The organism is Herpetosiphon giganteus (assembly GCF_016907925.1).
GTDB classification, from domain to species: domain Bacteria; phylum Chloroflexota; class Chloroflexia; order Chloroflexales; family Herpetosiphonaceae; genus Herpetosiphon; species Herpetosiphon giganteus.
On record NZ_JAFBCZ010000024.1, the window covers coordinates 37,673 to 57,105 of the forward strand.

The window sequence follows — 19,433 nt, forward strand, 5'->3', positions numbered from 1 at the left end:
ATCAAGATTGTATGCAGAAAAGGGGCAACAAGCTGTTCAATCAATTACATAGCATCATACCAAAAGCTTCAAACAATTGTCAATAACATAGCACTATAATTCAAGATAAACTTCGATAATTGATGCTAATGTTAGTTAGGTAAAAAACCCGCTTCCATCGGATGGAAACGGGTTTGAGGGGGAAACAAGACTTGTTTAGATCAACAGTAGGTTCTAGCCCAACACCCTTGGATCAACCGTTTGATCGACTAAATCGAGAAATTCACTGATTGTTGGCAAGGTTATCGACGCGATCGGTTCATCAGCAAACCTGCCAACACGCTCAGCAATTTGTTCAAACTCGCGCAACGAAGCAGGATCAGGTTGATGCTCCTGATTGTAAGGGTCTTGCATGCGTTCAGCAAACGCCAGGGCTTGGCTGGCCAAATTGGGATACAGCTCCGCCAGAATCGCTGCCAGCGTCAACATTTCATCGCCCGATTGCTCCAAGTTTTGGATTTGAGCCTGAAGATCGAAGACAGGTCGCAACAGCTGAAAAGCACGCTGCAGTTGACCATACTTATACCAAACCCGTGCCAACGAGCCTTGCACCCCAGGAATGAGATTGCGAGCATCGTTTTGCAAGGCCAGATTCAGGGCTTCATCAAGCACTTGTTCGGCCAATGCCAAATTATCAATTGCACAGGCCAAAATGCCACGCGAACTCTGACAGAGGATAATCCCAACTTGATGACCAATCGTGCGGTTAATGTGCAAGCTTTGCTGATAGCAACGTTCAGCATCATCAAAACGGCCCAAACCAATGTAGGCACTGGCCAAATTGCCGAGCGCTGCTGCCTCGCCAGAATGATCATTAATTGCTCGCCAACGCGCCACAACATCCTCGCCAAGTTCAACTGCTTGTTGATAATGGCGTTGTTGATAGGCCAATGATGCGAGATTGTGCAAGGCGCGGATTTCGCCAAAGCTATCGCCAACTTGTTTAAACAAGGCTTGACCACGCTCATACCACAGTCTAGCATCAGCGTGATCAGCAAAATATTGGGCGCAAATACCTGCGGCAATTGCGGCTTTGGCGCGCACTGCTGGATCAACTTCGTGCTCGCGCAACCATGCTTGGCCAATCCACGTGCGGGCTTCTTGGGCATAGCCTTTGGTAAACCAAAACAACCACAGCGAGCCAGCAATTCGCAAGGCTGTGGCAGGATGTTGCTCGACAGCCCAATCGAGCACCGAACGCAAGTTGTAAATATCGCTTTGCAAGCGCGCCATCCACAGCGGTTGTTCAGCTCCAAGCAATGGTTTTTCGGCGCTTTCGGCCAAGTGGGTAAAATAGGCACTATACAAGCGTTGCAGATGATTGGCTTCACGCCGTCGTTGCAAACGCCCTTCAGCATACGAATGCACAGCATCGAGCATCAAATAGCGCTGCTCGCCATTGGGCAAGGTTTCGAGTTGAACCAACGATTTATCGACCAAGGTTTGCAAGCCTTCAACCACATTAATTGGTACATCGGGAATCCCAGCACAAATCGCCTCAGCTGATTCCAGCGTCCAGCTGCCGCGAAAAATCCCCAAGCGAATAAACAAAACTTGCAGCGTCGGCGAAAGCAACCGATAGCACCAATCGAGCACCGGCCACAAAATTTCTTTACGTTGCATGGTGCTATTTTTATCAATCATGGCAGCGCCTAAGCGCAAATGATGACGCACCATGCGCACTAAATCCGACGGCGGCAAGCTGCGACTATGGCTCGCAACCAATTCCACCGCCAAGGGCAAGCCTTGCACCAAACGACACATTTCGGCAATTGCTAGGGCTTGGGTTTGGTCGAATTTGAGCATCGGCTGCAAACGGCGCAAGCGTTCGCTAAACAACTGCACCGCGCCATATTGCATAATTTCGTCAGCACTCAAATGGGCATCTGCCGCCGGAACACTCAATAATGGCACGCGATAGATCGTTTCAGCAGCCACATTCAAAGCTACTTGGCTGGTTACCAAGACCGTTAATTGAGGCACTGCTGCCACCAAGGCTTGCACATCAGAAGCAGCTTCAATCACATGATCGATATTATCGAGAATTAAGAGGCTTGGTTGGGGGGCAAAATAATGAGCAATCGTCGCTATTAATGGTTGATCGCTGGACGGAGCAATGCCAAGGCTTTCGGCAATTGTGGCCAATACCAAGCCCGCCGCCCGAATCGGCACCAATGAGACAAAAAAACTGCCGCCAGCAAAGTGGTCTGCATAGAATCGGGCACAATCGACGGCCAAGCGCGTTTTGCCTGCGCCACTTGCGCCAACCAAATTAATTAAGCGCTGGCCTTGGGTCAGCAAGGCTCCAATTTCAGCAGTTTCAGCATCACGCCCAATGAGCGCAGTGGTATATCGTGGAAGGAGATCGGAATGTTCTGTCTGCATCTACACACCAATTGGTTTCTGCTAAAGCCATCAACATTGATAGCAGCCATGCGGCATTGCATGGTGAGTTGTCGTGCATAGCCCGATTGCTGAGCCGTTGCATTGGTTAATCATACACGAAAATCTGGCTTAAATGCACTAGGATGGCTAGGATTGTTAATGTTGGGGATTGGGGAGCGGTTGTTGGGGGCTAGGGGTCAGGGGCCAGGCTATGGGCTTTGGGCTAGCGGAAGATAATCAAATCAATCTGTGGGAATCTGTGGCAAAAATCGTTCTTCGTGCTCTTCGCGTTCTTCGTGGTTTCAGTCCTTCGTGGTTTGCTACGCGCATTACACAGCAATCCCCGTAGAAATACTCCACGGGGATTGCAGCTGATTAATCAGTTTAGCGCTTGTCGGCAAGCCATGTGCGGGCGGCGTTGGTAGTAAATGGTGCAAGCAACACATTCGCTTCTGGCGTTGCATACGACACGCCAACCAAGCCATAATCGACTTGGCGCTCAATCGCGTTGGCTGGTGCATAGACCTTGATGCTGCTATCGAAATCGTATGAACGTTGGACGACTTCGAGCGATAAAGCCCCAAAATCAGGGTCGTTGCTATACATGCCTAATTGCATTTGATGCAGATAGTTGGCTTCAACCCCAACCCACAAATCAAATTTGAGGTAGCTTGTGCCAGCAGCATCGCTATTGAGCCAAATTTGATATTGCTCGGTTGGCGCACCAGCAATTGGCATTGCCCCCATGTGGGTTACTGGCACATCGCCAGTTGGCGTTTCGGGCAAATCTTCAATTGGCGCGGCTTCGGGCAAACCAGTTGCTTCAATATACCATTGGGTTTCAATTCCGGTGCGGCTATAGAGCGTGCCATCGTAGAGCACCATTTCAACCAAGTCGATATCCGATAAGAAACCAACTGGGCGAATGACCATATAGGCTCGATTGGGGTTTTCTTGTTCGACCTTGGCTACCATCAATGGCTCGCTATTGATTTGCATCAATAATTCGCTGCGACCACTTGATTGGGCTTTAACCGCTGGCAAGCTATCAACTCGTTCAGCAGCGGCAGCTGATAAACTCGTTACCATCACCAATAATGCCACGAGAGCAACACGCATACGTTTCAACATAGCCGATTAGTCCCTTTCACTCAACACAACAGGGCGTTGTGCTCGTACTATGGTACGCCAGCAAGAGTCCTAGGTTACAACAACATAGGTACTATCTTTCAATAGTACCTATATCAACTCAAATGGTAATTTGCTCGATTGCGCTCAGCTGGTCGGCATAGCCAAGCAACGATTGGGCAATATAGGCTGGCACATGCTCGGCCCAACCAAAAATAAAGCTCACATTTGGCTCATCGGGCGGAGCAACCGCGTGCGGATACGGCGCAAGCGTAATCAAAAATGCTTGGGCGTTGGGGTTGATCTCGGCCAAATATTTACGCCAAACACTTATAAAACTTGTGCCCCCCCAGCTATCACTTGCCCATTCCTCGTTATCAGTAACCGCAATTACCAGATCGACAACCTCGCGGCGGGCATACAAATAGGAGATTGGAGCCGAAACTGCCGTACCACCGCCAAATTTCGTGCTAATTTGCTGGATAATCTGCATCAGTTTGGCCTGACGCGAAAAATCCATCTGTCGAATAGTCGTATCAAACGGCAACAGCTGCGCCGTAGGGTTGCTGTGATAGAGCGAGCCGGCGAAAATACCAGCAATATCAACGTAGCGTACTCGTGATTTGGGGTTGAGCGTGCCGCGCATCGAGCCAGAAATATCTGGTGCAATCACCACGCGGCCAGGAATTTCTGGCATATTCACAAAGGCCATTTCGAGCATTTCCACAAGGGTTTGGCGAATCAGCCCTTCGTGCTCGTTCATTGGCAGGAAGGCCATCCAAGCAGCATGCAAGCGAAAGGGCAAAATTTTGGCCCGCCGCAGCGCTTCAAGATCGCTCAAACGGCCAACCACATATTCAATCATTGCCTGATCGTGAAACACACCCGCCCGTTGCAAAGTTGCCAAATGGCGCAGCAAGGCAAAGTAGGGCATTTGCTCCATCAACACCCGCCACAACTCGCGATCTGGCTTAATCGCACCAGTCACAATTTCGTAGGGCAAGCGCCCAGCCGCAACCAAGGCTCGCTGTTCGTTCGGGTCAGTCGTGCGCTTCAATTGCTCCAGCGCAGCGATTTGTGGCAAGAGCGTAGGCGCTTGCTCGGCCCAGGTTTCGCGCCAGCGTTCGCGATCAATCAGATAGCTAAACAAGGCATTGGTGCGATCATCGACTGGTTGCGGGCGCGTGAGCCGCAGCACATCGCGCAAGGTCATGCTGCCAGCGTTCGTGCCACCATATTTAATCGCGTGATATTCGCTCAAGTTCAGCAACCAAGCATTGATTGTTTGCTTAATCGCCCGACCCATGCCAGGCCGAATCTGGCGTGAACGCACAATTTGCACAAAATCTTGCAAATCGCCAGGCGTAAGAATAATGCGCTTGAAAATTTGGCGAAACAAAGCCAAATCGACAGTTGATAAAGCGACCAACCCAATAATTGGCTGAAGGCGCATGCTTCCTTGTTCGCGGGCATAGACCAAGGCTTTCGCAGCAAAAAGTGGGTTAGCGGCTAACATTGCTTGGTGCAACTCCAAGGCCAAGGCATAATTTGTACCTTGCGAGGCATAAAACGTCGAGCCAAGTGTATTGGTCAACAACATTTGCACATAGCGTTCAGCCAAACTGCGTTGATAGGTCGGAAAGCCCTCGTGATTCAGCCCATTAGCCGCATCAGGCGTGCGCGCAAACAGGCGGCGAACAATGTTCATGGCCACCTCCAGGTTATAAGGTAGGGAAAATAACACTTCTCTCGGAAAAAACCATGGCCGAAGTCGAATCACGCTTGCGAATCAAACGCTGTGAATTGGTTTGGGCAACTACATCACATCGATTCGACTCGGCCATGGGGCCACAATAGGGGAGCCTAGCAGGACTCGAACCTGCGACCGAAGCAATTCCTACTATCACCTCGCGAACGAGGAAGTAGACGTAGAAGTCTTTGCTCTACCAACTGAGCTATAGGCTCCATATTAAGGATGAAGGATGAGGGATGAAGGATGAAATCAAACCCACAAATTGTTCCAGTAGCCATCAGCCAAGAGCCGAGGGTTCAGGGTTCAGGGGCTGGGAATCGGTTATTTGTGCAAACCCACTACCCATGCTCCAACCCGCAAATTGTTCCGATAGCCCATAGCCTAGAGCCAATAGCCAAATCTGCTCTGCGCCTCTGCGTTAAAAACCTGCTTCGCGATCTTCGCACCCTTCGCGGTTCCAGCTTCGTGGATCATCTCAATCGAGACTAACTCATGGTTACAATGGTTCTAAGAAGCGGCTGATTAAAGCTCGCATTCGCCACGTTAACATTGCACGGTTCCTCAGGTAGCTGCATACGACTCCTTCAAACGGTATGCTGAACGCAAGGCTGCTGAGGAAGAGGCGTGGAACTTCGGAATGAGCGAAGTATGTCCCACAAGCACCTCAGCAAACTCTCACTTGTCTCCCACAAGCAGGCGAGGAAGTAAACGAGATTGAAAATACCACACCTCGCCAGCTCGTTTGTTCTCTCCCACAAGCGCTACGCCATTGATGTTGTAATCAAGCATTGGCTAGCGATTCCTTGGACTAAAGTCGATTCCTGCTCCGCTCGTTCTCTCCCTCAAGCGGTTTTTTTGGCTTTGCCGCGCCATGGCAAGCGCCACGAGGTTGTTGGTTCGGGCGCTGTCTCAATTTGCGCCAATTCCAACACTTTACGCACATAGTTGCGCACTTCGCCGTGGCAGGTATCCAAGTGCTTGGCCACTTTGGCGGCATCTTCGACCACCACAGGCACGCGCAAACTTTGGTCAAACCACGAAACAATGCCGGTTACGTCGCGCATTATTTTGGTTGGCGGAGTTAAGCACACCACCCGAACCAACACATCAGCACGTTTAATTTTGGGATGCTGCACCGTAAACATGGGGCTGGCAATATAATTTGCGTAGATCAACACTTTGGCAATCAGCAAGCGATAGCGAAGGCTGTCATCACTGATTGAACCAGTGTCTACGACCCATAAATCCAACCCAGGGCGGGCGGGGTCGAGCGAACCCGCAACAATATCAATGCGGGTGGGATCTTCGAGCGTCATGAGCAAACCTCTCGCTAAAACAAAATAGTCGCCACTGCTGTGACGACCTTAGCATTAGCGTGTGTCAGTACGCGTCACACTAGCGGTCGCCATCCATCCTTCGTCCAACTCATCTCGCCTGCAAAACGGTAGCCTAAATCTACATTACGCAATGAGCCACAATTGTGGGCTATCGGTGAGTAATGGGTGATAGGCTGGCGTTTTGGTTGTGGATTGGTGAGTAGCCGTCGCATGGTGCTCGTTCCTTTCCTATTCGATCTACGAATTTCGGTGATAGGCTCACTATAAACGCAATTAATCAGCCCGTCATCAGCCATCAGGCGGAAATTCCTAGGCAATTAGGCTGATAACAAGGATGAAGGATGAAGGATGAGGGATGAAAAGTCAGAAGTCAAAAGTCAAAGGTCAAAAGGCGAAACGGGTTCAGGGCAAGGATGAGGAATGAAAGTAAATCATTCGTGTCATTCGTGCAATTCGTGGCTAAAAAAACTTCGTGGATTAGCATTTACCGCAGAGGCGCAGAGAAGTATGGTTGTTGGCTGAAGGCTATTGGCTAGCGGAGATTGCGTGGAGTTACCAACAATTGTTCCGCTAACCTAGCGCCACAAGCCTAGAGCCTTCGTGCTCTTCATGCTCTTCGTGGATCAGCATTTAACCCATAGCCTATAGCCTATAGCCACATCTCTTAGACACGGTTATTTTCGACACTTCTATCTCAATCCTAGCCCCTAATCTCTGACTGCTGACCCCTCGCTTATTCCTCGCCCAACACAAAGCGCCGAATGCCATAGGCAGCGCCATCTTCGGCGAGCGTTGGCAGCGTATGATTTGCTGCCGCTAAAGCAAAACGATCAGCATTGCCCATCGCCATGCCAAAGCCCGCCCAAGCCAACATCGAAGCGTCGTTCTCGCGGTCGCCAATTGCGGCAACTTCTGCTTGCGCAATGCCAAGATGTTCAGCCAAAACTGCTAAGCCAACCCCTTTGGAGCTACCAATCGCCGAAGCCTCGCCAAAATGGTCGTGCGAGCGAAAAATTTCCAAGCGGCCTTTCCAGCGTGCACCCCATTCTTGCATCGTGCGCTCTAACTCTGTTGGATTAGTAATCCAAACCAGCTTGGTAACAGGCTTTTGACGCACAATTTCCACCAAATTTGGCACCACATTCACCGGAATATCAACCAGCGAAAAGCCTAAATATTCTTCAACCTCTGGGCTGCGCTCGACAATCCACAATTGATCGTCAATATAGGCCTGAATATACAAGCCCTCTGCTAAGGCCAATTCAACCACTTCGGCGGCCAAATCGGAGGGCAAAGGGTTATCGTAAAGCACCGTACCATCGGCGGTTTGCACGTGCGCACCTTGGTAGGTAATTAATGGCGTGGTGATGTTGAGCATATCAGCAAATGGCTGAGCAGTACGAATCATCCGGCCAGTTGCAATAGTGACATGCACGCCAGCAGCCTGGGCATCGGCAATCGCTGCTTTAGTGGCGGCGCTTGGCTCTAAGCTTGCATCAAGCAAGGTTCCATCAAGATCAAGCGCTAATAAACGATAGTTGGGCGACATGAAGTATCCTCTAAAACGCAACAACGACGTGCAGCTAGTATACCGCAGCGTCGTTGAGTCGATATTCTCGAATTGATTGCTAGTATAACACCATCAGCGCTCCTGATCCTTGGGCGGATCAAGATAGATCATTGGCTGCTGACTTGGATCGGCATAGACAATCGGTTGCCCTTGAAACAATGGCTCGTTTTCAACCGGCACGGGCTTGATTAAGCGGTCTAAACGCCCAATTAATAACGCATTGCCAATGTAAATTGTTATTGCGAGCAACACCAAATAGCTGACAATTAACAGCATATCGAGCCATGGATTAAAATCTTTCGCCAGCAGAATCCGCACCATAATCAGGTAGAGCCAACGGCCAAGCACCATTAATCCTGCTTGCCAAGCAACCTTGCGCACCACTGCTTGCTCATCGAAGAGCAATAATAAAGGTAGCAAGCCAATCACGACTGATACAATTGGCAGCAGGGTTTGCAATGGAGCATTGGTGTTTACCAACTGATACTGCTCAACACTGATGAGGTTATTTTGCCAGACCCATCGTAGGAGCACTGGATAAACCACCAGCAGCATGATGATCGTTACAACTGGCTCAATCACAACAATGCCCAACAAATGGCGCATGCGTTCGATTGAGCTTTTTTTGCGTTTCGCCAACCAAATGCCAAGCGCAATCGCCAGCCAAAGCACAAGATAAATGCCTATAACCATACAATTCTCCCAAGTAGCTGTTTAGGCAACGCCACTTTGCGACATTGCACCTTCCAAAACATGCTGAAACGCATCCATATCGGCGTTCAAATTGCTCAGCCGCTCGGCAACTTCTTGCGAGGTTTGGGTCGCGCTCGAAGCCTCGGATGCCCGCAAACGCACGGTTTCAGCCAACACATTATCAAGGTTGGCAGCAATATTTTGCAATTGCGCCGTAATCCGATCATAGTAGGTTGCCAAGGCTTGGGCATTTTGCTGGCGATCAATCAAGGCGGCGCGAGTTTCTTTCAATTGATCAACGGTATAACTGTCTTTGGTCATGGCAATCCGCTGATCAAGATTATCGATTTGCGGTTGCAAGCCATGTGGTGGCGAGGTATACAAATATTGCTCGATCAATTGGCCTTTATCAGCTAAGCCATGGGCCTGTTGATACAATTCATTAGCCTGCTCGGCAATTGGCTGCAACAGACGTTGCAACGGCCCAGCAGTTACATTGGTCGAGCGCGTAATCTCGCGGCGAGTATGATCAATCGTATCCAAATGCGATTGAAAGGTGCGGCTGGTAATTTTGGCCAATTTTGGTGCTTCGGGCTTTTGGGCCAAAATATTGGGGTCGCTGGCCAACGCCCACAGCATCAAACCATAGGCAATAATTGCAACCACAATCAACCAAGGATAAATCGTCAGCGACATGGCAATCCCAACCGCCAAGACAACTAAGGGCAGGGGCTTGGTGGCCGCAACACGTAACGGGTGGCGTGAGTTCATAAAGCTACGTCCAATCTCTAGAAAAATTGCTCCGCTGGTTAACGTTTAACACTTGGTTCAATCGAATTCCACAAATCGAGCACCGCTTTAATGGTGGCTGCATCTGGCTCGGCTGCCAAGTTGGCGATGCTCATTTGCACGCCAGCGCTTTGGTATTTTACAAATGGCGAATCGGCTGCATCAATTGCGACATCAGGGTCGACTGGGCGAAAGCCTTGCTGCACAGCAGTCGTTTGTTGGTCTTTTTCCAAGAGAAATTCACGGAGCAAACCAGCAGCTTCGCGTTGATCAGCGCTACTCCACGAGGCATCCAAAATGGCCAAGGGATGGTCGCTGTATAAATTTTGCGGTGGATACAGCAACAGCAATTTGCCAAAGCGGCCCTGCGATTTAGGCAAATATTCTAAGGCTGTGCTTTCATAAACGATAGCAGCCCCATAATTAGCTGGACCAACCTGCACCATTTTTTGCATGAGCGAGCCAGTGCTTTCAGCAAATTGTTCGACATTTTTGGCATAGCCTTGCAGCCATTCGACAAACTTGGGATCGCTAATATCAGCAGCGGTTAAGCCGTTAGCTTTATTATGGTAGGCATAGGCCATCAAAACCCAGGCTTGAAACCCGCTATTCGAGGTGGTTGGGCTGGTTTGGCTCATGAGAATTTTCTGGCTACGCGTCGGCAGCAATACGCCATCGTGCAGCGCTTGCCAAAACTGCGCATCCTGCGATTTGACCAGCTTCGATGCGGGCGAGCCTTCGTAGGCCACCAGCACTAGCGGCGAAATCAGCAACGGCTGAGTATCGGCAGCCAAATTGGTTTTGCCATCAATTTGGGCCGCATTAATTTGAGTAATTTGCAAGCTACTTGCTGGGCTGATCGCGGTTGGGCGCAAACTGCCAGCCTCCAGTTGGCTCACAATCTCCTGCGAGCCGCGTGAAATCAATTCGACCTGAATTGGCTTGCCATCGACCGTGGGCTTGGTCGCGAGCCATGTATTAACTGTTTGCTTGAGCCAAATATCTTTTTCACTGCTATAGACTATTTGGAGCTTAATTGCCTGACTTGGGTCGGGCGTGCTCGGCATTCTCGTTGGTAAAATTGCCAACGGAGCTGAAGAATCCAGCCAGCCGTTGCTGACGGCTCCAACGACGAATGCACAAATCAGAAAAAAGCCTATTGCAACCACCCATGCCTTACGCATAACAACTCCGTTCTATCCAAAGATCAAGAATGCTCCAATGTTATGGTTTTGTTAAGCAAAAATAGCATTTCAGCCCATTAGAATGAGCAATTTATCTACGCCATTCACTTGGTTTTGTTACAGCAAGTCTAGTGCAACGAAGCTTAAAAAGCTAGCCCAAAAATGGGCAAATGCTGAGCATTGGGTGGCTGCGGGGGTTTGATTTAGGCCAAATTCACGCCATGACCAGCAACATTGGGTAAGGTTAAACGTCCGCCAGCCTGTTCAAAGCCACCAACAAACGGGTGTTCAGCAATAAACAGCGGGGTATCCAAATCAACAAACTGGAAATTGCCATTGCCAGCTGCCAGATTGGCCGAGAAGCTCATGGCCAAAATGCTTTCGACCATGCCGCCAATCATCAAGCCTAAACCTGCCGCCTCGGCAATCGCAATCATGTTCAAGGCTTCGGCCACACCAGCCTTCATCAATTTAATATTAATCACCGTGGCAGTGCCTTCGTGAGCAATGCGCAACACATCGCTGGCCGAGCGCGCCGATTCGTCGGCGGCAATTGCAACGCCCGCTTGAGCGCTAAGCTTGGCCATGCCAGCCCAATCTTCACGTGGCAATGGTTGCTCAAAAAGCGTCAGCGGAATCGCTTCTGCCTTGCAAGCAGCGCAAAAAGCTAATGCGCGCTCAACATCATAGCCACAATTGCCATCAACAATTAATGGTGAATCGGGCGCAGCGTGATGAATTGCTCGCACTCGTGCCAGATCGTAGTCAACATTCTCGCCAGCTGTTTTAACCTTAATCACGTTAATTCCACGGGCAACAATTGCTTTGGCCGAAGCTGCGGCATGGGCCTCATCACCAGCGGTAATTGTCATATCAGTTTCGAGCTGCTGGCTCATACCACCAAAAAAGATGTGCAATGGAACCTTGTAGTGGCGGGTTAAGGCATCAAGCATGGCCATTTCGAGGCCACAACGAGCAGCCGCCGCCTCGTGATCGAGCTGATTGAGCAGCAAGGCTAACTTTCGCCATGCCCGCACATCTGCGCCAAGCAGGCTTGGTTGTAAGGCTTGGACGGCAATAAGGGTGCTCGCTTGGGTTTCGCCGCTGACCGCCGGAAAAGGAGCCGCCTCGCCTAAGCCAAGCGTACCATCGGCTAATTCGATTTTGATTAACACATTGGCCGCAACCGCTTGGCTGCCGCTGGCAATGGCAAAAGGCTCGGTCAAGGGCAAATTGATCGCTTCAGCACTGATTGTGCGAATTGTGGTTGGTAGCATAGCGAGGCTCCTATCCTACAAGGCTATTTGATTGCTTGTATTATAGCGGCGCTTCGCCCGCAAACCGAACTATTTAAAGCAGCTAAAACACCAAACGCTGGCTGAATATATCAACCAGCGTTTGATCGTTTGGAGGCGACAATGGGATTCGAACCCATGGATCGCGGTTTTGCAGACCACTGCCTTACCACTTGGCTATGTCGCCAACAGGCGGGATTATACCACAGCATCAACTTCACTGCAAGAATGATGAAACTCGTTGGAATCTCACTGCAACAATTCAAAATAGCCCAGCGTCCTAGCTACCAGATAATCAAACAATTGCTTTTGAAGGAGCTACACCAATGACTACGCAAGTTTCGAACCGTTTGACCCGCAGCGCTACCGACCGCCGTTTTGCTGGCGTTTGTGGTGGGATTGCCGAATACTTAGCCGTCGATTCAATCTGGGTTCGCCTGAGCTTTGTCTTGTTGGTTTGGACTGGGATTAGCATTTTGCTCTACCCATTGTTGTGGTTCATTATGCCTCGCGGCGCAGTGAGCTACTTGGCTCAACCAGGCCAAGTTGTCCAACAACCAGTCAACTATCAAGTTGCCCAAAGCGTCGGGGTTCAACCAAGCGTCAATGCTCGGTTCGACCCAATGACTGGCCAAGCAATCAAAGCTGAACCATATCGCTTCGACCCAGTGACCGGTCAACCAGTTGGCCAAAGCATTCCAGTTAGCAACCTTTCAACCCCAGTTGCTTCGGTTAGCCCAGATGTAATCAAAGCTCGCCGCAACTTGTGGCTCAAGAGCGCCTTGGTCATCGGTGGTGCCTTGTTCCTGAGCAGCATCTTGGTCGACATCGCTCCAGTGCTGATTCCAGTTGGCTTGGTCGTTGCCGGCGTGTGGTTGATTCGCAACAACAAAATCTAATTCAAACACCCCAACCGCCCTTGGTGCTGAGCACTGAGGGCGGTTTTTTGTTGTTCATACATGGCAACGATTGAATGCTTGACGCAGCTAGGCTATGCTATGATAGCATTCAGCACAGTGCTTTCGATTTCTTGTGTTTTGGAGGATCACCGACTCATGTCCAGTTTTCTGCTAAACGCTCACTCTGGTTGGCGTTGGATTGTTATGTTGGCGATTTTGGTTGCGGTTGGCTATGGTTTGTGGGGTTGGCTGACCAAACAACCATGGAGCGACACTGCACGCAAAATTATGTTGTTCACCACAATTGCAATTGATATTCAGTTGCTGCTTGGCTTAGCCTTGTATGTTGTCAACAAATCGTGGAGCCAACTCAATCCTGCGACGGTGCGCTTTGAACACCCAACAGTGATGGTACTGGCCTTGGGATTGGCGCATGTCGTCAATACCAAAGTCAAACGCGGTGAAATTCCAGCCGCCCGCTATCGCTTGATGGCGCTCGGCACAATTGCCGTTTTGGTGTTAATTGTGGTTGGAATTCTGCGCTTGCCAGGCAATCGTTTGTTCGGCATGTAGTAATCCACAAAGAACCATTAAAACCAATGCCCTGCTGTGTGTGCCAACGCAGCAGGGCTTTTATTTAATTCATCAAATGCAATACGGCAAAAATCATACTTATACCAAGCGAAGCCCACGCTAATTTTTTATACAGCGCAGAACCTTCATAGCTAGCTTGCAAGCCTGATAGAACAAAAAAGCCGCCCAAAAAGAAAAATTGGCCTGCTTGAAACCAACCATCTTCAGCACCAAAAGCTGCCATCAAACTAATAATCCAGTTAATCCCACCAGCAACGACTGCGAGTATCCGCGTTTCTTTGGTTTGCATAAAGTATCTCTCACTCAAGGAAATTCAATTCAGGTTATGTTACGAGCTAGATTGCCCCATGTTTCAGAGACTCAAGGGTTGGCTATGCAGCCACGAGCTAATATCGGGTGCGGTCAGCGGGCGGCTAAAATGATAGCCTTGGCCATAATCGCAGCCCAAATCGCGCAAGGTTGCCGCTTCTTCGATAGTTTCAATGCCTTCGGCAATCACATTCATAGCCAATTGCTGCGAAAGCATGATAATTGCGCGCACAATTTCGACGTTGCGGCTGCCACCACTCATGGCATTAACAAATGAACGGTCAACTTTGAGCGTATCTAATGGGAAGTGATGTAAATAGCTCAATGATGAATAGCCAGTGCCAAAATCATCAATTGCCAACTTTACGCCCAAATCTTTGATTGCGTCCAATTGCGCCCGCGCCGATTCCAAGCCATGAATCACCATGCTTTCGGTGATTTCTAGTTCCAATTGAGCTGGGGCAATGCCCGTGCGTTGAATAATCTCGCCAAGGGTTTGAATGAGCGCTGGGCTAGCCAATTGGCGCGCCGAAAGATTGACCGAAAGCACCTGCAAGCCAGAGCGTGAATGATCAGCTTGCCACGCCAAAAATTGCTGACACGCAGTTTCGAGCGCCCAAAAACCAATCGGCACAATTAAGCCACTTTCTTCGGCCAAAGGAATAAACTCGTTGGGCAAAATCATGCCACGCTGCGGATGATGCCAACGCAACAAAGCCTCAACGCCAACCATCTGGCCAGTTGGCAAGGCCGTAATTGGCTGATAATGCAAAATCAATTCGTGGCGCTCCAAGGCTCCACGCAAATCAATTTCCAATTGCCAACGCTCAGTCAGTGCCGCATGCAAAGCCCGATCAAACAAAAAGATTTGGCCAATGCCAGCGGTTTTGGCCTGATACATTGCCGTATCTGCTTCGCGCAAGAGCGTTTCGGCCTGCGATTGACCATCACCAAGGGTTACGCCAATGCCCAGCGAGGTATAAATTGGTTTATCGGCCAAAAGCATGGGTTGGCTAAATTGCTCTTGAATGCGTTGGGCATGCTCCAGCGCTTGCTGGGCATGCTGCACCTGAGCCAGCACCACCACAAATTCATCGCCGCCCAAACGAGCCGCCAAATCGGCTGGGCCAAGCGTCGCTTGCAGGCGTTGGGCAATCGTTTGCAGCGCCTGATCGCCCACATCGTAGCCCAAGGCATCATTGACCGCGCTAAATCGATCAACCTCGACAAACAACACCGCAAACTGGTGTTGATCAAGCTGGCGCTGCGCAATCAGGCGTTGTAGTTGAACGACCAAGCTGTGGCGATTGGGCAAGCCCGTTAACCAATCGATTGTTGGTGGCGTTCGATCAAACGCAACAGCTTCACGCTCACGGCAACTGATAATCCAATAGCGACCAACTTGATGCCAACACGATTCTAAAGTGTGCCACGAGCCATCTGCATGGCGATAGCGCAAGGGTTGCCATTGAGTTTGGCTGGTTGGCTGATTCAGGGCTTGCCGCAACTGGTAGTACGAATCGGGGTGCAAAAGTTGGGCGAATGCTGTGCCATTGAGTGATAAATCGCTGTAACCAAGCTGTTGGTTCAGCGTTGGGCTAATTGAAATAATCGTGGAATGCTGATCGATGATTAAGGTTTGTTGACTTTGCGGCCAGTGCCATAAGCTCAATTGGGTGCTAATTTGCAGCGCAGTGCGCCGACGCAGCCAACGCCAGCAAACCCAAACCCCCAACCAGCATACGAGGCCGATTAAGATCAATTCGGTTGGCAAGAAGGCCGCTTGGACAGTCGAATCGGGCAATCGGATGGTGGGTGTTTGAACACTCATGACACCTGCGTGAATCAGCCTAAACCTGCGGTCAGGGCAAATTTAGACATTGGGAACTCAGAGAATTACATCCTACCTGAGTTCGTAGCTTTGTCGAGTAGGAGTTTTACAACTTCTACAGGCGGTTTTTTTGCTCACCTTATGTACTCCAATTGCCCCTTCATGGTTCACTCGTTACTGGGAGGAACAGGGGAATCGGGACTACGCACTTTGTCGAGAATTTGGTCGAGCCGCTCGCGGCTGTCGCTAATTTTCAACACTTCGCGCAGCATTGGCCACAACGGGCTAACCGCGAGCGCAGGTTCATCGGCTTTGCCATTAAACACCGCTTCGGCCAAATTGGAATGGCGGCTGGCCAACAATTCACGGCCTTTGATTTGATCGATAAAGGCTTGGTGTTTGAGCATCAAGGATGCAACGTTATTCGGTGATAAATGGTCGCGATAGAGCGCTAAGGGTGCGCGTGGGTTCAGATTCAATTCTTCAAAACGGCCCAAAATATCGCGGTGCATCTCGCGGCGATACTCAAGGCTAGGCTGCATCTCCTTGCCATACAATTCGCGATAATAGGAAGCGGGATAATTGCCCAAGCGCGAAAGGAGGTCGGCCATGCGTTGGCGATGGCGTTCGTTTGGCTGCCACAAAAATTCCCAAAGCACAAAATCTGGCTGCACATTGGCAATTGCATTCAAGGTCATCGGCAATTGGCGATCAGTATCAGTCAGGTAGGGAATGACTGGCAGCATCGCCACGCCGGTGGGAATTCCTGCGCGTTTGAGCGTATTCAAGGCTTCCAAGCGTGCAGAGGGCGGGGCCACTTTGCCCTCTAATTTTTCAGAAAGCAAGGGATCGATGGTGGGAATGCTCATCACCACAATCGCCAAGCCCTGCTCATTCATGCGTTGCAAGAGGGTCAAATCATCCATCACAGCCAAACTTTTGGTCAAAATCAGCACTGGTTGTTTGGCAACTTGGCAAGCCTGCAACATCTGGCGGGTCAGACGATAGGTTTTTTCGGCAGGTTGATAGGCATCACCAAGGCTAAATGCCACCAAATCGCCGCGCGAAATTGAGCTTAATTGCTCGGCAAAGCGATCGGGCAAATCAACATTAGCGCGGATAACCTCGTTGAATGGCCGCTGACTGAACGACCAGCCATCGCAATAGGCGCACCCAAATTCGCAGCCCACATATGGACCAACTTGATAGGTCGAGAGAAAAAATTCATTAATTGTAGGGCGACGAGGTGCAAGCGCTGGCCCACCAGGGCGCTCTTCAACATAATAGGCCATTAGACGACTCCATGGTGTAGTTATTCTTGCGCATTATACCCAAACTTTGGCCATGTGAATTGCGCTTGCTTAAGCGCGAAACTCGTGGAGCGCAACCTGCTCATGGCGAGGCTCGTACTAAAGGACGAGGGCGAGTTGCAAATTTTACAGTTTCAGTTGGCCCCTGATTCGGATGTACAATCCAAATCACTGATTTATAGTAATGATTAAGCACTGTGCTGATTGGAGAATACAATGCTGCAAGCTCGATATAGTAGTTGGACTGCCAGAAAACTTGAAATTAGCAGCCCTTATCATGCCCCATTCGAAGTGGAATTTAAGGGTTGGCGTGGCACGGTCCAATGGCAAATTGGAGCTAATTTCTATAGCCTTGACAATCCAAAAGCCAAGGGCTACCCCATTCTGATCACAGTCAATGGACAAGAATTAATGCGGATTCAGCGCTTTGGTTTTTGGAAACCAATTCTCGAAGGCCATTATGCCAACCAACCGTTACGCTTTGAGCGGCCATCGGCCTGGAAAAGTACCTATCAGGTGTATCTGAATCAGCAGATCGTTGGTGAAATTAAAACCGAAGGTTTTTGGAATCGGACGATGATTGCCAATTTTCATGATTCACAGCCCTTTGATTTGCAGCTTGGCTGTTTATTATTTGCAATAACAACGTGGCGACGAGAGGCGGCGAGTGCAGCAGCAGCATCGTAAATTAAGCTTGCGCCATCGCTTGCGCCAACGCTTTGGCACGCTACGCTGGAAACTCACATGGTCATATGTGTGGATCAGCGTAGCGCTGACCTTGTTGATCAATACCTTAGCCTTTATCGTGGTTATGGGTGCTGCGCCACCGCTTAATGCGCCCACTCTCCTCAGCGCCGCGCAAAATCATGCAGCCGAATTTAGTGCAGTGCTGCAAGAGCCAACCGATTCGCGCACAATCCAGCAAGTTTTGCGCTATCGTTTTGGCTCGTTGCGCGGCCAGTTTTTGCAAAATAATCTCGAATTGGCAATCAGCAATACGGTTAATAATACGCCCAGCGATCTTTCGCAAGAGATTATTTTGATGCCTGCCGAGGCCTTTACCCCAGAGGCAACCAATGATTTCAGCCAAAGTTATCATTTGCTGCTGCTCGATGCCAAGGGAACGGTGCTCGGTGGCACGTTTCCCCGCTATACCCCTGCTGGCCAACCATGGAATGATTCGGTGATTGGCAATGATCGGCGGGTTGTGCAGGCAGCACTGGCAGGCAGCAACGATATTGATCAGCTGACGTGGACTTATGACAATTATTTAGTGATTGCAACGCCGATTCTTGACCAAGCCAACCAAGTTATTGGCGCATTGTATGTTCGTTCGCGGCCACTGAGCCAAAATCAAGTGATTGTTGCGCTGCTGATGGTGATTATTTTTATGGTTAGTTCGGTTGTTTCGCTGATTGCTAATGCGATTATTGGCATGGTGTATGGCTGGTTTGTGGCGCGTAATTTTGTACGCCGCTTGGTTCAGCTGACCAAAGCCACCGATAGTTTGGCTGCTGGCAACTTGAGCGTGCGGGTCAACGATACGGCCAGCGATGAAATTGGCCAATTAGCCCGCCGCTTTGATAGCATGGCCCAAGAGCTTGAATCGAATGTCAAAATGTTACGTCAACTTGCTGATCGTAATGCGGCGTTGGTGGAGCAAGCAGGCCAATTAGCAATTGTCGAGGAGCGCAATCGGCTTGCCCGCGATTTACACGATAGCGTCAGCCAAGAGCTATTTAGCGTAACGATGTTGGCAGCAGCGGCCCGCAATTTGTTGCCAGCCCAACCAGATAAAGCCCGTAGCCAAGTTGAACAACTCAGCCAAATGGCCCAACGGGCCTTGCACGAAACCAGAGGCTTGATCTTCGCTTTGCGGCCAGCAGCGCTTGGCGATCAAGGCTTGGTTCCAGCGTTACGTCAACTGGTCGAAGAGGCTGCTCGTCGTCAAGGCTTGCAAATTCAGCTAAACATCAACGGCGAACGACGTATTCCCTTAGATCACGAGCAAGCGTTCTATCGCATCTGTCAAGAAGCATTGGCCAACATTACCAAGCATAGCGGGGTTAATAGTGCCAGTGTTAACCTCGAATACGAGGCCCAGCGCACCATTTTAGAAGTCAGCGACCGTGGCCGTGGCTTTGATCTCCAACAGCCACGCAACTCGCACTCGCTTGGCTTAATTAGCATTCAGGAGCGTGCCAATGCAGTTGGCGGCACAGTCGAAGTAACCGCCGCTCCGGGCCAAGGTACAAGCCTGCGCATCGTTGTACCACGCAGCCAAACCGGGCTTCTGGTAGAGCCGCGTTAATAGCAC

The 19,433-nt window shown here is 50.1% G+C and carries 16 protein-coding genes and 2 tRNA genes; 4 read left to right on the top strand and 14 right to left on the bottom strand.

The window, feature by feature from the left end; all coding sequences use genetic code 11:
- Positions 1-213: 213 nt before the first annotated feature.
- The 11 genes from JOD20_RS19135 to JOD20_RS19185 form a co-directional block, all read right to left on the bottom strand.
- Positions 214-2,424 (bottom strand): ATP-binding protein, encoded by a 2,211-nt coding sequence (locus JOD20_RS19135; protein WP_204756810.1) that lies wholly within the window; start codon positions 2,422-2,424, stop codon positions 214-216.
- Between the two features lie 384 nt (positions 2,425-2,808).
- Positions 2,809-3,543, bottom strand: a complete 735-nt coding sequence (locus JOD20_RS19140) for a hypothetical protein (protein WP_204756811.1) — start codon at positions 3,541-3,543, stop codon at positions 2,809-2,811.
- Positions 3,544-3,673: 130 nt separating this feature from the next.
- Positions 3,674-5,260: a TROVE domain-containing protein gene (locus JOD20_RS19145; protein ID WP_204756812.1), complete on the bottom strand. Its 1,587-nt coding sequence runs from the start codon at positions 5,258-5,260 to the stop codon at positions 3,674-3,676.
- Between the two features lie 150 nt (positions 5,261-5,410).
- Positions 5,411-5,517: transfer RNA gene (locus JOD20_RS19150), tRNA-OTHER, on the bottom strand.
- Between the two features lie 630 nt (positions 5,518-6,147).
- A complete protein-coding gene (locus JOD20_RS19155; RefSeq protein WP_204756813.1) occupies positions 6,148-6,621 on the bottom strand; it encodes a hypothetical protein in 474 nt (157 codons plus the stop codon).
- A gap of 754 nt (positions 6,622-7,375) precedes the next feature.
- Positions 7,376-8,191, bottom strand: coding sequence for a Cof-type HAD-IIB family hydrolase (locus tag JOD20_RS19160; RefSeq protein WP_204756814.1), 816 nt, complete (start codon positions 8,189-8,191; stop codon positions 7,376-7,378).
- Positions 8,192-8,284: 93 nt separating this feature from the next.
- Positions 8,285-8,905, bottom strand: a complete 621-nt coding sequence (locus tag JOD20_RS19165) for a hypothetical protein (RefSeq protein WP_204756815.1) — start codon at positions 8,903-8,905, stop codon at positions 8,285-8,287.
- Between the two features lie 21 nt (positions 8,906-8,926).
- The gene (locus tag JOD20_RS19170; RefSeq protein ID WP_204756816.1) at positions 8,927-9,676 is read right to left on the bottom strand and encodes a VirB3 family type IV secretion system protein; all 750 of its coding nucleotides are present in this window, start codon (positions 9,674-9,676) and stop codon (positions 8,927-8,929) included.
- Positions 9,677-9,714: 38 nt separating this feature from the next.
- The gene (locus JOD20_RS19175) at positions 9,715-10,878 is read right to left on the bottom strand and encodes a substrate-binding domain-containing protein (protein ID WP_204756817.1); all 1,164 of its coding nucleotides are present in this window, start codon (positions 10,876-10,878) and stop codon (positions 9,715-9,717) included.
- Positions 10,879-11,081: 203 nt separating this feature from the next.
- Positions 11,082-12,155 carry a dipeptide epimerase gene (locus JOD20_RS19180; protein ID WP_204756818.1) on the bottom strand — a complete coding sequence of 358 codons (1,074 nt, stop codon included), beginning with the start codon at positions 12,153-12,155 and terminating at the stop codon, positions 11,082-11,084.
- Between the two features lie 130 nt (positions 12,156-12,285).
- Positions 12,286-12,360, bottom strand: a tRNA-Cys gene (locus JOD20_RS19185).
- 139 nt (positions 12,361-12,499) lie between these two features.
- Between JOD20_RS19185 and JOD20_RS19190 the strand changes: the two genes are divergently transcribed.
- The gene (locus JOD20_RS19190) at positions 12,500-13,072 is read left to right on the top strand and encodes a PspC domain-containing protein (RefSeq protein WP_204756819.1); all 573 of its coding nucleotides are present in this window, start codon (positions 12,500-12,502) and stop codon (positions 13,070-13,072) included.
- Between the two features lie 156 nt (positions 13,073-13,228).
- On the top strand, positions 13,229-13,645 hold the full coding sequence (locus tag JOD20_RS19195) for a hypothetical protein (RefSeq protein WP_204756820.1): 417 nt from the start codon (positions 13,229-13,231) through the stop codon (positions 13,643-13,645).
- A 64-nt stretch (positions 13,646-13,709) separates the two neighbouring features.
- On the opposite strand, the gene JOD20_RS19200 is transcribed toward JOD20_RS19195, so the two are convergent.
- The 3 genes from JOD20_RS19200 to JOD20_RS19210 all read right to left on the bottom strand — a co-directional run bounded on the left by JOD20_RS19200 (position 13,710) and on the right by JOD20_RS19210 (position 17,098).
- Positions 13,710-13,955, bottom strand: a complete 246-nt coding sequence (locus tag JOD20_RS19200) for a hypothetical protein (protein WP_204756821.1) — start codon at positions 13,953-13,955, stop codon at positions 13,710-13,712.
- 63 nt (positions 13,956-14,018) lie between these two features.
- Positions 14,019-15,806: a putative bifunctional diguanylate cyclase/phosphodiesterase gene (locus JOD20_RS19205; protein ID WP_204756822.1), complete on the bottom strand. Its 1,788-nt coding sequence runs from the start codon at positions 15,804-15,806 to the stop codon at positions 14,019-14,021.
- Positions 15,807-15,973: 167 nt separating this feature from the next.
- On the bottom strand, positions 15,974-17,098 hold the full coding sequence (locus JOD20_RS19210) for an SPL family radical SAM protein (RefSeq protein ID WP_204756823.1): 1,125 nt from the start codon (positions 17,096-17,098) through the stop codon (positions 15,974-15,976).
- A 234-nt stretch (positions 17,099-17,332) separates the two neighbouring features.
- Between JOD20_RS19210 and JOD20_RS19215 the strand changes: the two genes are divergently transcribed.
- A complete protein-coding gene (locus tag JOD20_RS19215; protein ID WP_204756824.1) occupies positions 17,333-17,803 on the top strand; it encodes a hypothetical protein in 471 nt (156 codons plus the stop codon).
- Entirely contained in the window at positions 17,784-19,427 is a 1,644-nt protein-coding gene (locus JOD20_RS26905; RefSeq protein WP_204756825.1) for a histidine kinase, read from the top strand. The genes JOD20_RS19215 and JOD20_RS26905 overlap by 20 nt, the downstream gene beginning before the upstream one ends.
- Positions 19,428-19,433 lie beyond the last annotated feature (6 nt).